17 protein-coding genes are annotated in these 13,966 nt (G+C 57.2%); 7 read left to right on the forward strand and 10 right to left on the reverse strand.

The genetic code is table 11. The annotated features are described in order from the left end of the window. Window positions 1–172: 172 nt before the first annotated feature. Window positions 173–1,171: a tyrosine-type recombinase/integrase gene (locus tag FGA82_RS26440; protein ID WP_141129375.1), complete on the forward strand. Its 999-nt coding sequence runs from the start codon at window positions 173–175 to the stop codon at window positions 1,169–1,171. Window positions 1,172–1,718: 547 nt separating this feature from the next. Here the strand turns inward: FGA82_RS26440 and FGA82_RS26455 are convergent. From FGA82_RS26455 to FGA82_RS26485, 7 genes are all read right to left on the reverse strand, one after another. After that, window positions 1,719–1,997, reverse strand: a complete 279-nt coding sequence (locus FGA82_RS26455; RefSeq protein ID WP_141129378.1) for a hypothetical protein — start codon at window positions 1,995–1,997, stop codon at window positions 1,719–1,721. A 92-nt stretch (window positions 1,998–2,089) separates the two neighbouring features. Then, window positions 2,090–2,374 (reverse strand): hypothetical protein, encoded by a 285-nt coding sequence (locus tag FGA82_RS26460; protein WP_141129379.1) that lies wholly within the window; start codon window positions 2,372–2,374, stop codon window positions 2,090–2,092. A gap of 10 nt (window positions 2,375–2,384) precedes the next feature. Beyond that, complete coding sequence (locus FGA82_RS26465; RefSeq protein WP_249384292.1) at window positions 2,385–5,087, reverse strand: toprim domain-containing protein; 2,703 nt, start codon at window positions 5,085–5,087, stop codon at window positions 2,385–2,387. A gap of 8 nt (window positions 5,088–5,095) precedes the next feature. Beyond that, on the reverse strand, window positions 5,096–5,344 hold the full coding sequence (locus FGA82_RS26470; protein ID WP_141129381.1) for a hypothetical protein: 249 nt from the start codon (window positions 5,342–5,344) through the stop codon (window positions 5,096–5,098). Window positions 5,345–5,418: 74 nt separating this feature from the next. Next, complete coding sequence (locus tag FGA82_RS26475) at window positions 5,419–5,784, reverse strand: hypothetical protein (RefSeq protein WP_141129382.1); 366 nt, start codon at window positions 5,782–5,784, stop codon at window positions 5,419–5,421. After that, complete coding sequence (locus FGA82_RS26480; RefSeq protein WP_141129383.1) at window positions 5,781–6,254, reverse strand: YmfL family putative regulatory protein; 474 nt, start codon at window positions 6,252–6,254, stop codon at window positions 5,781–5,783. The genes FGA82_RS26475 and FGA82_RS26480 overlap by 4 nt, the downstream gene beginning before the upstream one ends. Window positions 6,255–6,283: 29 nt before the next feature. Beyond that, entirely contained in the window at window positions 6,284–6,484 is a 201-nt protein-coding gene (locus tag FGA82_RS26485) for a DNA-binding protein (RefSeq protein WP_071173518.1), read from the reverse strand. Window positions 6,485–6,571: 87 nt separating this feature from the next. On the opposite strand from FGA82_RS26485, the gene FGA82_RS26490 reads away from it, so the two are divergent. Next, window positions 6,572–6,946 (forward strand): helix-turn-helix domain-containing protein, encoded by a 375-nt coding sequence (locus tag FGA82_RS26490; RefSeq protein WP_141129384.1) that lies wholly within the window; start codon window positions 6,572–6,574, stop codon window positions 6,944–6,946. Window positions 6,947–7,040: 94 nt separating this feature from the next. Next, entirely contained in the window at window positions 7,041–7,229 is a 189-nt protein-coding gene (locus FGA82_RS26495) for a hypothetical protein (RefSeq protein ID WP_141129385.1), read from the forward strand. Between the two features lie 62 nt (window positions 7,230–7,291). Here FGA82_RS26495 and FGA82_RS26500 read toward each other — a convergent pair whose 3' ends face one another. The 3 genes from FGA82_RS26500 to FGA82_RS26510 all read right to left on the reverse strand — a co-directional run bounded on the left by FGA82_RS26500 (window position 7,292) and on the right by FGA82_RS26510 (window position 10,462). Then, the gene (locus FGA82_RS26500; protein WP_008084736.1) at window positions 7,292–7,549 is read right to left on the reverse strand and encodes an ogr/Delta-like zinc finger family protein; all 258 of its coding nucleotides are present in this window, start codon (window positions 7,547–7,549) and stop codon (window positions 7,292–7,294) included. Between the two features lie 65 nt (window positions 7,550–7,614). After that, on the reverse strand, window positions 7,615–8,493 hold the full coding sequence (locus FGA82_RS26505; protein ID WP_141129389.1) for a phage portal protein: 879 nt from the start codon (window positions 8,491–8,493) through the stop codon (window positions 7,615–7,617). Beyond that, window positions 8,405–10,462, reverse strand: a complete 2,058-nt coding sequence (locus FGA82_RS26510; RefSeq protein WP_141129386.1) for a terminase large subunit domain-containing protein — start codon at window positions 10,460–10,462, stop codon at window positions 8,405–8,407. The genes FGA82_RS26505 and FGA82_RS26510 overlap by 89 nt, the downstream gene beginning before the upstream one ends. A gap of 163 nt (window positions 10,463–10,625) precedes the next feature. Here FGA82_RS26510 and FGA82_RS26515 point away from each other — a divergent pair, with 163 nt between their 5' ends. The 4 genes from FGA82_RS26515 to FGA82_RS26530 all read left to right on the forward strand — a co-directional run bounded on the left by FGA82_RS26515 (window position 10,626) and on the right by FGA82_RS26530 (window position 13,848). Further along, the gene (locus FGA82_RS26515; RefSeq protein WP_123533204.1) at window positions 10,626–11,543 is read left to right on the forward strand and encodes a GPO family capsid scaffolding protein; all 918 of its coding nucleotides are present in this window, start codon (window positions 10,626–10,628) and stop codon (window positions 11,541–11,543) included. A gap of 1 nt (window position 11,544) precedes the next feature. Then, window positions 11,545–12,564 (forward strand): phage major capsid protein, P2 family, encoded by a 1,020-nt coding sequence (locus tag FGA82_RS26520; protein ID WP_141129387.1) that lies wholly within the window; start codon window positions 11,545–11,547, stop codon window positions 12,562–12,564. Beyond that, on the forward strand, window positions 12,561–13,289 hold the full coding sequence (gpM, locus tag FGA82_RS26525) for a phage terminase small subunit (RefSeq protein ID WP_141129388.1): 729 nt from the start codon (window positions 12,561–12,563) through the stop codon (window positions 13,287–13,289). The genes FGA82_RS26520 and gpM overlap by 4 nt, the downstream gene beginning before the upstream one ends. Window positions 13,290–13,386: 97 nt before the next feature. Beyond that, window positions 13,387–13,848, forward strand: coding sequence for a head completion/stabilization protein (locus tag FGA82_RS26530; protein WP_141129390.1), 462 nt, complete (start codon window positions 13,387–13,389; stop codon window positions 13,846–13,848). Window positions 13,849–13,966: the final 118 nt, after the last annotated feature.

The raw sequence follows: 13,966 nt of genomic DNA on the forward strand, positions 1-13,966 counted from the left end.
TTGGTGCCCCGAGGGGGCAACGGTCTGAATGCGACAGTAACGTACCATAAGCGGCGAACACCTGCGATGCCCGGCTATGCTGGTGATTGACCGTGTCGTGCGAAGACAGTGAGCGGCAGTTTCGTGCAAGTGCGTGGTAGCCTTTACGCCATTTTTACGCCAGGAGGGTGGAATGGCTTCGTACCGGAAACGAAGTGGTGGGTGGCGCGCTGAGGTCGCGAAGCAAGGTGTTCGTGACTCCCAGACGTTCGATACCAAAGCTGCGGCTGTTGCTTGGGCAACTGCTCGTGAAGCTGAAATCATTGCGCAGAGTGGTAAGTCTCGCACAAGCGTCTCTATGACGCTTTCGGAGGCACTGCGTAGGTACAAGCGCGATGTGTCACCAACCAAGGCAGGCCAGCGCTGGGAAGAGCTACGGCTTGATAAGTTCGACAGGGAACTGGAGTGGGTCGGAGAGTTGATGGATAGCATAACGTCCGAGCAGGTCGCTCAATGGCGGGATGCACGTTTGAAGGTGGTGAAGACCGCGACCGTTAGGCGTGAAATGACACTTCTGTCGTCCGTCTTTGAACTCGCCAGACGTGAATGGAAAACCTGCCTGGCCAACCCTGTCCGTGATGCGAAACGGCCAAGCAATGGTGCGCCCCGCGAACGTCGTGTTGCTCCCAACGAAATCAGCGCGCTGCTGAATCGACTTGGCTACGTCGAGGGGGAGCCGCCGGTGACGCTTCTGCAGGAGTTGGGATATGCGTTTCTCATCGCGATCGAAACCGCGATGAGGCAAGGCGAGATACTGGGTCTGACCGCGAAATGGGTGAACCTGCGCGAGCGCTTCGTCCATCTGCCAATGACAAAGAACGGCACCAGTCGGAATGTTCCGCTGAGCAAACGTGCGGGAGAGTTGTTGGAGCCGCTTTACAAGGGCAAGGGCGCTGGTGATCGGCTGTTCAGATTAGAGTCAGGATCGGCGGACGCTATGTTCCGGAGGATTCGCGACGAACTGGGAATAGATGGTCTGACGTTTCACGACACTCGGCATGAAGCCATTACGCGGCTCGCTCGTAAGGTCGACGTGCTGGATTTGGCGCGTATTACCGGCCACAAGGATCTCAAGTCTTTGATGATCTATTACAACGCCACTGCGTCAGAACTGGCGCAGCGTCTGGGATAAAAAAAGCCTGCGGAGTACGCAGGCTTTTTTATTCACGCTGTTTGCCTTGCTCGCCTCGTCGCGGGCAACCGGGCGCGATGTTGCCGCAACCAGGTAATCACCTCTACCGCGAACCATCTTTTCGCGGCTTTCAATCCAGTGGCGCAAGGTTGAACGCTCGTAGGGAAGCCAGGTTGAACTACAACCCGACGCTCGACCGTGTAGGTGGATAGCTTTAGATACGCGGCGATATCCTGGGCTGTCCATAGTTCATGCTCCGCCGCAACGGCGGGGCGCTGCAATTGCCGAATCAGTTCGTGTATTGAACTGAGTAGATCCGGCGATTCCATGGGCAAATCAGCGGACATAGCGGCGCTCCTTCGCTAATCTCGCGGCCATTCTTTCAGCCATGTAGTTGTCCCATTCCTCTGTTTTACTTTGCTGCCGTTGCTTACTACAGCGGTTATGTCGGGGAATGGATCGAGCAAAGCCACAAATGTCGCAGACGCTGGGCAGGTCAAGCCGCTTGCTGGCCAGCGCTGGGCGTGTGCGAATAGGATTGTTTGGTTTAGACATGCTTTTGGCCCTGCAGCTGCTGGGTGGAGGTGTTGTGATTTGCGAGTACGTTTGCGACAACAAGCGCTTCAACGTCGGTTAGATCGCCCTGCGCCTTGGCCATGCTGGCCAGCGACTCCAGGCGAATGCGCGCATCAGTGGTTTTTTGCACCTGGTATTCAAAAATCGCAGTACCGACGATTCGGATCGTCATCAGGTGGCGTATGGCCAAGGCGCTTTGATCGCACGATGTGTTAGCCTTCGGATCGCTGCTTTGGTGCTTTGCTTGCATAGTGTTGCCCTCAGTAGCGGGTATCGAGGGAGCGCAATCCCTCGATACCCTTCATTTACCGGCGCTGCCGGCATCTTTCCGGGTTGATCGGTTTAAGCCGATCGCACCAGGTGAATCACCAAACTTTCAAACTCCCCTTCTTCGTCCCAGGACTGCCATTCCAGAACGCCCCGGATCTGCGCGTCTGTGCAGTTCAAAACGAGAATTTCTCGCTCGCCACGGTTGGCTCGAACCTCTAACGCATCTACCAGCCCGCAAATCGCATACGCTTCGGCGAAGATGGTTCGACTTCCAGACCCGAACTCGGCCAATTTCAGCCGGTGTATCTCGGCGGTTGCGTGGTCTTGCTCTTGGTTGTTGATCACTTGAATTTGCATGGCATTGCCCTCACGCCTTGAAGTGCCAGCAGCGAACCGTCTGCGGGATAGGGGTCAGAGGAGTCCGCGCCTGCAGAGCAGCCCTGATGCTGCTTTCGGTGGGCTTACTCGCCTCAAGCAACTTGTGGGTGCGACCGTCTTTGAGCATTCGTCTTAACGTGGCCAAGTCCGGAATGCGTTGACGGTGTTCGTGGGCGACTTCTGCGAACTGGTTGAGGTTGATCGCGATGACGCCGGCGTTCTTGCTGTGGTTGACCAGCGGGGCGCCCGGGAGGGATTCCAGGTAGTCATAGACCTGCCAGAAGTCGTTCAGCTCTTGCGGATCGGTGGTGATCGCCGCCTGCCGTTCGTTGGCCATGCCCTTGATGTATTGCTGGGTTTCTCGAACCATCTGTTCAGGCAGTTGGAGTACCAATTGAATGCAGTCGAACAAGGCGAGCAGCATGCTGTGATTACGGATGATGCGATCCGACGTCAGCTTTTTGCTGGCCCAGAGTTCGGTCCGGTACTTTGGGTATGCCTCGGCGAAGCGCTTCATGACCTGCGACTCTGCCTTCATCGCTTTGACTATGAAGTGGCTGACGTCTTCGACTTGCGTCTGAACGAGCGAGTCTGCAGCTGCACGGCTGTCTTCGGTGATGTTGGGCTTAGGGAAATACAGTTTGGTGATCCGGCTCAGAATCGCTTCATGCCCGGACACGCCCGCGTTCTGCGCAATAACGATCGACGCACGGAAAGGCGGTTCGTAGGTGTCGTTGCTGTTGTTCTTCACGCCCCGGGTGCGCAGCAGCCCCCCACCGTAGTAGTCCTTGAATTCATCCCATTCAAACGATTTTGCGTTATCGGCATCTGTGTTGCGGTCTGCTTCGAGCAGTACCAGCGGAATGTTGGAAACCTGACCCATTGCACGGCTGCGGCCGGAGGTGGAACCCTTTGCAGGGTCGAAGCCTTCATAGAGACGCCCGAACAGTTTCCATAGAAATTTGATCAAGGTCGTTTTGCCGGAATCAGGCTCGCCCGACATTTCCAGGAACGGGAAGCTCTCGTAGTCGGCGCGGATCTGCTCGGCGAATAGCGAGCCAAACCAGTAGGTCAGGGCAACGAGTCCCTTCTCGCCAAAGCAAAGCCAAAGTTTCGGTAGCCAGTCATCGCGATAGGCCTTAGCGGTGGGCGCCATGGCAATCTTGATGGACTTCATCAGGCATTTGACCCGTGACTGACCGAATTCGAAGTAGTCTTCTTCGTTGGCCTTGTAGACGTTCCCACCTTGGATGGCGATATCGTTAAAGATGTAGGCCTTATGCTCTTTGCTGTACCCGATGTAATCGATAGTTTCGACCGTTTGCAGCCCTTCCGTCTGGCGGATGACGATCTGGTCTAGGTATTTTTGTGTGCCAAGCCAGGTCGCGCCGGCGAACATCAAGCGCGCCTTGAATTCACTGCTCGACGAAATTTGTTTGGGGGTGAACGTAAATTTTTCAGGTGCGTTGTCACTCGGGGTCTCAACCTGAAAATAGAACCAGGCGTCACCGGTGACGTCGTTCACTTGCTTGTAAAGCGCCTCAAATTTGCAGTTGGCAATCTGTTTCAGCGCGCAGACAGACTCCAGAACCTTGTGCCGTGCTTGGCGATCGTTCAACAGTTGGTCGTCGTGATCGTCACTGTTGATAAGGGCGCGTTGTTCATCTTCCAGCTTGGACAGGTCAAATTTTGCCCAATACATACGGTCGGCGAAATCGAAATGGAATTCCGACGTTGCGTCTTCCCAGGTGTACATCAAGATCGCTTTCTCACGGGGTGAAGCCGCCAGAAGCAAATCACCTTCGTGGCGCGCAATTTGGAGGTCGCGCTGACGTCGTTGTTCGCGCTTGTCGGAGTCTTCAAAGCCCCAACGTTGATGCAGGTCGTTCCAGTCGAGCTTATGCCGGCGGCGTTGTGGTATCAGCGCTGCACTGCAGCTATAGCCCAGCTCGCGAGACAACTTCGCCCAACGCTGTAGGTAGCCGCGCGCCGTCGGTTCGTTATCCAAAGCCCAGACCAGTCGAGGCAGGTTGCCTTTACGTTGCTCTGCCAGTTGCTCCAGCGCGTGAGCGGGGTAACTGACGCTCGACATTGCAGAGACTGCCGGGATGCCGTTCTGCAGGAGAGCGATGGCGTCAAAGATCCCTTCGACAATCCATAGCTCTTCTACGGTGGCCAGGTCGACGGAGGGCGGGCACCACCAGTAACCGAGGGCGCTATATTTGGGTTTGAACCGAGCCTTCATTTTGCCGAAGCGGGATGGGCGATCGATCAAACGTTCCCAATACCCCTCGTTCGGCAGCGGAAAACGGATCGTTGCGCTGGAATGCCCTGTCTCGTGATTGACGTAGTTTTCTTGCGTGAACCAACCGGTCAGTGACCCAACGTCAAAGCCCCGGGCGAACTCAAGGTACGCCCGAGCTGTCACGGTTGGATCGTTGTCTGTCGCCGGCGCACGCTTGCTCCAGTCCTCGAAAAGATCTTCGTACAGATTTTTGACATGCTCGATGTGACCGCAGCGTTCAGGGCGACCGCAGCGGATCTGCCAGGGGTTGTCGTATCGAGCGTAGAGTTCTTTCTTTTTACACTTGGGACAGGTGCCCCCCCGCATGTATTTCGTGCCGGCGCGAAGTTTCAGGTCGAAATCGAATTGCAGGCGTTCGATGACCGTATCTCTGAGGTCGTCTTTCATCATCATGATTATTTCTTCGCTGCTTTGAGGCTGAGGCTAAGGCTGTGAGTGAGGGCGCCGATCAGACTTTTCTGGGCGGCCATCACCGGGCTGTTGGCAAGGATCGATCCGTGGCGGAGGCCATCGGGGATTAGGCGGTATTGGTCTGCGTACCAAAGATCATTGAGGCTGAAACGGTACTGTTCTCGCAGGTTGGCCAAGAGCGCTTTAGCCTGGTCGGGCGTCAGTTTCGTGTTGATGTTCATGGCGTTTTCCATCGTCAAACCTCAATTTCGGACGCAGCTCACCCAAACCCACGGGCATGGGGGATCGGGGATTTATTGGTTAGGTGTTACAGAGTGGTGACGCGGAAACGCCCGTTGTCCGGTGCGCTGAGGATGCGTTCGTAAATTAGGCTGACGGGAATGGCCCAAACCTCACCGGTGCCTGTGTCAGTGATAACTGTGTGGGTCGGTGTGCTGGTCATGACATCGAGGCGCTGCCGATCGCTGGCTACAGACAAATCGCTGTAGGCCAGGTGAACAATTTTTTCGGCTGTCGGAGTCAGTACGTCGAAGTCTGCAACCAAGTGCTGCACAGCTCGATTGATCAGTTGCTGATCGTCGCTCAGGTGTTCGCACCGGTGCCGTTCAAGAAACACCGACGCCGCAGCTTTGAGCATGTCCTGATATTCCTGTACTGCAGGCGGATTGTTCATTGAGATTTCCCTGCGCGGTAAAGAGCAATTGCAGCAAGCACTTCGGCATGCCGTGCCGCAACATGGAGGTTGTGAGCGTCCAGAATCAGCTCGGCTTCTTGTTCGCTAATTGAACCGTCTTCCAACGCCTTGGCGATCGCCTGGTCTACGCAACCTCGCTTTGCTGCGACCTGCAGCGAGCGAGCGTAAAGCTCTACGTTATCCAGAGTTTCAGGATCAGCTACTGGCACGAACAACCCGCCGTACATTGATGCGACGTAGTTGGGGAAGTGGTGGGTTCCACAGTCTTGCTCGAGCATGAAAACTTGAGAGTCACTGAGAGGACTGCAGCCGGCGTTTTCGTAGGCATGGTTGTCGAACTTTTTGAGCTTCAGTCCCAAGCGTGCAGCGGCGGCTTCGCGTCCGCCGGTATAGCTGCGAATGATCTCGCTCATAACTTCTTTGCGGGTATCTAGGATCGGGCTTTTCATCTTCTACTTTTCCCTGTTGAACGCCGGTACTACTGTTCAATTACGCCGTCTTTGATGCCGAGCAGAACGGCGGCGCGATGTGCCTCCCCTCGGCGACCTTTTTTACGACCGTTCAAAAGGTCGCTGACCAAATTCTTATTCAAGGCGTGTAGACGGCTGAACTCGGCGATACTCATTCCTTTTCGATCCAGAGCCTCCCGGGCTTGCTCGGTTGTAAGGGTGGCGGGCATAGTGTTCGCTCGTGTGCGTTCGTGTGGATTGGTGTTTGTGCGACGCCGATTATGACCAGTTTATTTGTCCTGTAAAGGGGCTAAAGTTTGAAAAAATTGTCTTTGGGTGAATTCTCGGATGTAAGCGCGGGTGATTTCCTGCGCGAAGAAAGAAACCGTTTGGGGTTGAAACAAGAGGAAATGGCCCAGATTGGCGGCGTTACTAGAAACACCCAAGGCAGCTATGAGCGGAACGAACGACGCCCTGATACTGGCTATCTCCGCGCTCTGCATGCCGTTGGTCTTGATATTCTTTACGTTGTTACAGGGGTTCGCACAGAGGCTCAGGTCGGAGAACTGAGCGAGGATGAAAAGGTATTGGTGGGCCGATATCGCACCCTTCCCCCCGATGACAAAAAATCTGTTCGTCGCTTCCTTCAAGCAATCGCTGATGACGTTGCAAAAAGCTCAAATTTGGGTTGAAACACCCCGTATAAGTCGTTCTTTCCCCAGCGCTTGAAAGCTTCGAACCTTCCGATAACTTCGATTCAGCAATTCACTTTATGGAGTAGTGAGAATGTTGGATCGGGCAAATGTCGATCAAACTTATGTACAAGTTGTGCCGTCCGAATGGCACGCGCTTTCTAGTATTGAACAGCGCCTGGTGGCGCTGTATCGACAGTTGAGCGAGGAAGATCGAAAGCAATTACGACGCCTTACCGAGGCGCTCGCATCAATTCCTGATGACGCTCTTAGTGGATTTTGAATAGGTTGACCGCGCTAATAGGGTGATTGATCGCCGACGCATTCAGCGTTGGCGGTTTGCCCTTACGCCACCGCCTGCGATCCCAGCTGCTCGAACAGCTCCCGCTGTTTCGCCCTGGGCATATCCCGCAAATGGTCGAACAACATCCTTTCGAAAGACTGGGCGGACGGGCTCAACGTGTGCGAGAACGTTAGATTCGCGACCCATGTGTGCCCGCATTTTGCGTCCAGGCACTGGCAGTACAACTTCGCAAACTCCGTCGATAGCTTCTCCCGCGAAGCGATCCGCCCTCTGTGTCCGCATTTACATTCAACTCTCATTGTGTCCCTCCCCAGGGAAGCCAATCGCTATCAGTTTGCCATAATGCGTAGTGGCAATCTCTTAGCTAGGCAACTGATGCAGTGGAATCATCTGTGGTTTTCGGGTCTATCCAGTTGATTCGCCTATCTGGCCTCAAGGTGTCGTTGATTTGGTTGAACAGCTGGCAGATCGGCCTGATTTCGTTGCTGGTGTAGACCCGGTCAATCTTTTCGATGTCGCCAAAACCACCGCTGTTTTCGGGAATGATGCCGGCGAGCGCGGGGTTCATCCGCCAGGCTGCAATCACGTCGTTGCGGGTGATGTTCTTCACCTTCTCCAGCTCGTCTTTGGCTTGGAAGTCGCCCACGGGGATGATCTGGATCGCGTTCTCTTTGCCGTTCGGGATGTTGACGAACATCGATCGGAAGTTGCCCACGCCCTTGCTGGAGCTGATCTGCGCCCGCAGGCTGTCTTCGTCCTCCTCGGTCAGGTCCGGGTCGTTGGTGTAGAAGATGTAACCCGCGTGGGCGCCGTTGCTGTAGTAGCGCCGGCGGAAGAGGGTGGCCGCTTCGTTGAGCAGCAGCGCCTGCATGCCGCCCAGGTAGTCCGGCACTCCGTAGATGTTCTGTTCCACGTCATAGTCGAGCACGTGCTCAATCTCTTCCTGGTCAAAGTCCATGAACTTGTTGTCGGGCAGCAGCATCCGGAAGCCACCGTCGACCTTGATTCGCATGTTGATCGCTGCCAGGTGCTGCAGCTCGAGGACTTGGCCGAAGGCGTTGGTGTCGCGGTAGAAGAACGCTTCGCCAAACACCATGTAATCCAGCCCCGCGCAGCCCATTGTTCGAGCGCTGCAGCCTGCCGAGGGGATCAGCTCACGCAGCAGCAGGTTGCGCTTGAACTTCGGGATTGCGCCGTGGTGCGCGTTGGCGCGTAACAGTTTGGCCAGGCCCGGCCGCGACACTGGCGGCTTGTAGATCTCGCCGTCGTCGCTGAGAAATATGCCCAGGTACTCGCCGATGTTGCCCGACAGCACCTGCTCGGGTTCGCCGAACGTAAACGCCCGCATGGGCTGTTGCTGTTGCGCCTGCTGGTTGACCGGGCGATTTCTGCGTCGATGCTTGGGCATTGTTTCCACTCGTGACGTAGCGGCTACGACGCCGCTTGTTGGTGTTCAAAGGTTCGTTGGCCAGGGCGTGCATGACCGCCCACGCGATATCGGCGTGGCCGGTCGCGTCGGTGCGCGAAGCGCTATAGGTGACTTGGCCGCTGTTGGTGGTGCCGCGCTTGATGGTCAGGAACGCCTGGGCGATGTCGGTCCATCCGGCATCCCATTCGATGCGGCTGCCTTGGATCGTGTCCTGGGCTTTGAGCACCAGGGCGTTTTTCGCCTCGAGGCTGTAATGAATCGGTGTCGCTTTGGCGTAGAAGTCGCGCACAAGGTCGAACACGCCGTAACCCACGCCGGTGACATCGATGCCGATGTGCTGGACGTTGAAACGCTCGGTCAGCTTCTTGACCTGTGCGGCCTGGTAGGTGAACGAGTGACCACGCCAGCTGTGCTTCTCCAAGATCCGGAACTTCGCGCCAGGCTCAAGCGGCGGGGCGATGACAACGCATGTTGCATCGTCGCGAGTCCGGCTCGGGTCGTAACCCAGCCAGACCGGGCTGTTGCCGAACGGTCGCTCCTCGTCGGGCTTGTAGTCCTCCCACAACGATAGGTCGGAGTAGCAGCGCTCCAGATCCTTAAGGCCGAACGCGCTCTGCGTGCTGTCGATGAACTTGCAGTAGAAGAGCTGCTGAAACTTGTCTTCGTCGTACTCCAGCTGCAGCTGCTCGAGGTCGAACAGATCGCAGCCGCCGTCGATCGCATCCTGAATCGTAATGGTCTTGCGCCATTGGCCGTCCGGACACAACGCACCTTGGGTGTATGTCGCCTCGATCGGCCAGGTGCCGCCGGCTTTTTTCCCGCGCTTGCTGTTGCGGAACTCTTCACCGGTCCAGAACGGGTAGGCCTGATGCGACACTGCGCTGGGCGTCGAGAAATACGTCTTTCGCCATTTTTTGTGGGTGCCCATGGCGCTGGCCACGGTGCTGAGTTTTTCGAAGTCGCGGATCCAGAAATATTCGTCGACGTAGACGTGACCGTGGTAGCCCTGGGCGGTGCTGCTGTTGGTGCTGAGAAAGCGCAGTTCGGCGCCGTTGCTCAGCACGATCGGGTTGCCGGTCAGCTCAATGTCGAACCACTGCTTGGCGAACTGGATGATGTAACTGCGGAAGATCTCGGACTGCGATCGGCTGGCCGACAGAAAGACCTGGTTGTCGCCACTCAATACCGCGTCCATGAACGCTTCGCCGGCGAAGTAGTAGGTCAGGCCCACCTGCCGACTCTTGAGGATGTTGCGGATTCGGCAAGTCAGCGGGTTTTGCTTGGCCGCGAACAGCTCCTGCTGGTAGCGGTACATTTTGCTGATGAACTTATCCAGGAAGTCGACTTCGGTCAGACCGCTGATGTCGTTCTTGGCCTTCTTCTCTTTCTTCTTGCCGCTGCCTTCACCACGGCCGGAACGTTCGCCACGCGGCCGCTGGCGAGGTTCCGAGGCATCGCCCGCATCGTCTCCGATCGATGCCGCCGCCGGTGCCGGTTTGGCCGCTTGCTTTAGCAGTCGTTCGCGCACGACGGTCAGCCGGTCGAGTTCGTTTAGATCGTCCTTGGAAAGGCTGCCGACCTTATCCAGCAACAAGGTGATACGCCGGCCAACAGCAGTCAGCGGTTCCTCGTCCGACAGCATGTCCTCCCAACCACCCTGGCGGATCCAGTAATAGACGATCCGGATGTTGGGCAGGTTGAGTTGCGCCTGAATTTCCTTGGCCTTACAGCGGCGCAGAAACAGGCGTTTGGCGGCTTCTTTAACTTCGGTCGAGTAGTACATGGGCCGCAGTCTATGCGGCGAAAACGGTGAAAACGCGGTGTTAAATTCCGTGATCCTCCTAGTTTTCGAATCTAGGAGAAACGCGCAATTGAACCGTTTGTTAGAGAGCGATTCGCTCCATATCTTGGCGGCTCAAATCACCGATTGAGCGCAGTTATCGCCCATGCCCCGTTCCCTTGTTTCGTTCTGGAAACGTGTCGCCACCAGCGGCACCACCGCCGATGGTCGCGAGATCCTTCCCCAGGAACTGCGCGATATCGCCGAAACCTACAAGCCGTCCAAGTACACGGCTGTGATTTGGTGTGACCACGAGCGCTGGAGTGGTTCCCACGGCACTGTTTACGCCGTGCGTCTGGTGGAAGAGGGCGACGATCTGGAAGAGGGGCAAATTGCCCTGGAAGCCCAGCTCAAGCCCAACGATCGACTGCTGTACCTGAATGACCAGGGCCAGAAGCTGTTCACCAGCATCGAGATCACCCCGAACTTCGCCGGCAGTGGCAAAGCGTACCTGACCGGCCTGGGCGTGACTGATGAACCCGCCAGCCTGGGCACGCAGGAACTCTATTTTTCGAAGAAAACCCACAAGGACGCTTTCTACGCCGCGTCCGTGGAATTGGGTTCCTTTGAAGAGGAACCCCAGGGCGAAGTGGGCAAGCTGATTGGCTTGCTCACCGGCCTGTTCAAGCGCTTTGCAGCGGACGCCCCGCCCGCCGAACCCACCACCCCAACCGAGAGCAAACCCCCAATGGATGAAGCTACAGCAACGGCCCTTAAAGCCCTGCTGGCTCAATTGCTGATTGTCGCTGCTGGCATTCAGGCTGTGATTGAGCCCGTCGCGGAAGAGGCTCCTGAGCCTGAAGCCGCACCGATCGATGACGTGCAAGCGGCGGTCGACGGCATCGTGACCACTGCCGAAGAGGAGCGTGAGTTCGGCCGCAAGGGCGGCGCCACGAACAAAGCCCTGCTCGCCAGCATGGCAGCATTGCAGAAGCAATTCTCTGCGCTGCAGAACACCCCGACCGGCCGCCAGCTGCCACGCAACCCCGGTCCAGTGACCACTGCCAAAAAGCGGGTGCTCTGACATGGGTCAGCCATTGAGCGCCAAGGGCGCCAAGCAATATGCCGCGCTGCAGGAAGCGATCGCCGAAACCTACGGTGTTGAGCGCGCCAGCAAGTCTTTCAGCGTTGAACCGTCGATCGCGCAAGAGCTGAACGATTCGATCACCGCCAAGGCCGATTTCCTGGAGCGCATCAACGTCGTTCCGGTCAGCGAGATCAAAGGCGAAAAAGTGTTCATTGGTGTCAACGGTCCAGTGACCGGCCGCACCAACACCAAGACCACCGATCGCGAGGCCAAGGATGCTTCGGCGCTGGAAAACACCACCTACGAACTGAGCGACACGCAGTCCGACGTAGGTTTGCCATACGCGAAGATCGACGCCTGGGCGAAGTTTCCGGACTTCCAGGATCGCTATTCAGGCGCGGTGCAGAAGCGTATCGCCCAGGACCGCATCGTGATCGGCTTCCACGGTACGCACGCGGCAACTCAAACCGATCTGGCTGCGAATCCAAAGCTGCAGGACGTGAACAAGGGCTGGCTGCAACAACTGCGTGAGCAAGCCCCGCAGCAGGTGCTCAAGGAAGGCGCTGCTGCAGGCAAGGTGACACTCGGCGCCGGTGGCGACTACGCCAACCTCGATGCCCTGGTGCACGACACCAAGCAGATGGTCGACGAGATCCTGCGCGAAGACGGCGACCTGGTGGCGATCATCGGTTCCGATCTGTTGGCGGCTGACAAGGCCAAGCTGTACACCAAACAGGGCGACACCCCGACCGAAAAAGAGCGCATCGAAAACCTGCAGGTCATCGCGACTTACGGCGGTCTGCCTTCGTTCAGCGTGCCGAACTTCCCGGTCAATGCCGTGTTGGTCACCAGCTGGGACAACCTGTCGATCTACTTCCAGGACTCCAGCTGGCGCAAGCAGGCCGTCGACAACCCGAAGCGCTCCCGCGTCGAGGACTACAACAGCCGCAACGAAGGTTACGTGATCGAGCAGTTGGAAAAGATCGCGCTGACCGAGAACGTGGAGCTGCTGGCGTGAGCCTGGCCCTGGCGCACAAGCGCCGCACCTTGGCCATGGGCGTGACCGCTGTCGCGGCAGCGCAGTCGAGCGCGGCAATGCCGTACACCCCGGCCGACGCGCTGAGCAGTCCGGCTAATGCTCGCAAGAACCTGATGCTGCAGGAAGCGTCGTTGGATCAGGATCTGGCGCGCCTGAGCGCGATGAAGGGAGCTTTGGCAGGACGCCAATTGCTCAAGCGCGACGAGCTGCTGCCCAAGTACCAGGAATACGTGCAGCGCTACTGCGAGTCGGGACTGAACTTCACCAATCGCGTTGCGGTGCAGGTGATGGTGTGGCTGTTCGATACCGCCCAGTTCGAAGACGCACTGGAGCTTGCCGATTTTCTGATGGAGCAGGGCCAAAAGATGCCGGAGCGATTCAATCGCCGAGACATCCAGACCTTTGTTGCGGATGCAATCGCCGATTGGGCGTACGACGAATACAACGCGGGCCGCAGTCCTGAGCCTTACCTGTCCGACCTGTTGCCCCGCGTTGACGGTGAATGGGACCTGCCTGAGCAGATCCCTAGCAAATACCACAAGTTGATCGGCATGCGCGCTATGGAGGCTGAGCAGTGGGAAATCGCGCTCAAGCATTTGGAACGCTCCACCGAGCTGTACCCGAAAGCCGGCAACGACACCCGCATCAAAAAGGTCCGCAAGGCCTTGGAAAAACAAGCGGCCGCTAACCCGGCTTCCGAATAACCGACTACCCCCCCAGCGGGGACCTGTGGAAGTGAGCCGCCCATTTATGGACCGTCCCACTGAAAACAGGCTCCCCGCCCTATTCGAGCGGCCAGCAATGAGCTTTTCCGGGAAACCCACCACCTTTGTGGAACAAGCGATCGAGAACGACGGCTTTTGGCCGGACCTCTCCGTGACCGAGTTTCAGAAGGGTTACCGCCTGCCGGCGGAGCACCTGGTAGAGATGCTGGTCATCAACCTGGCTACGGCCATGACCGAGGTCAACAGGGACCTCGCCAAGTTAAAAGCGCGCTGGCAGGGCGCTGGAGTGTCACGCGTTGAGTCTGCAGACACCACCGTCCTGCCGGAGCGCACCTATCAAGCTGAGACGTACAAACGCGCCGTGTATTGCCGTGCGAAGGCCAACTTGCTGCCGGAGTTCGCCTCTATCATCCGTCGCGAAAGTGCCGAGAACTTGGGCAAGGAAGCCCCCGAGCGCAAGGAAACGTTTCTTGAGTTCAGCCAGCAAGCCATCCGGGTTCTGCAAGGCCGTGGCCGTATAACGGCGGCGCTGCTATGACCAAGCTGCAAGGACTGACCGCGTATCTGTTGGAACGCCGCCTGGTCGAGCCTGAACAACTCGACAGCTGGACGGAGCAGGTAAAGCTTTCGCTGATCTGGAAACCCGACGTCGAAGG

This window comes from Pseudomonas fluorescens (genome assembly GCF_005938625.1).
Lineage (GTDB): Bacteria > Pseudomonadota > Gammaproteobacteria > Pseudomonadales > Pseudomonadaceae > Aquipseudomonas > Aquipseudomonas fluorescens_BD.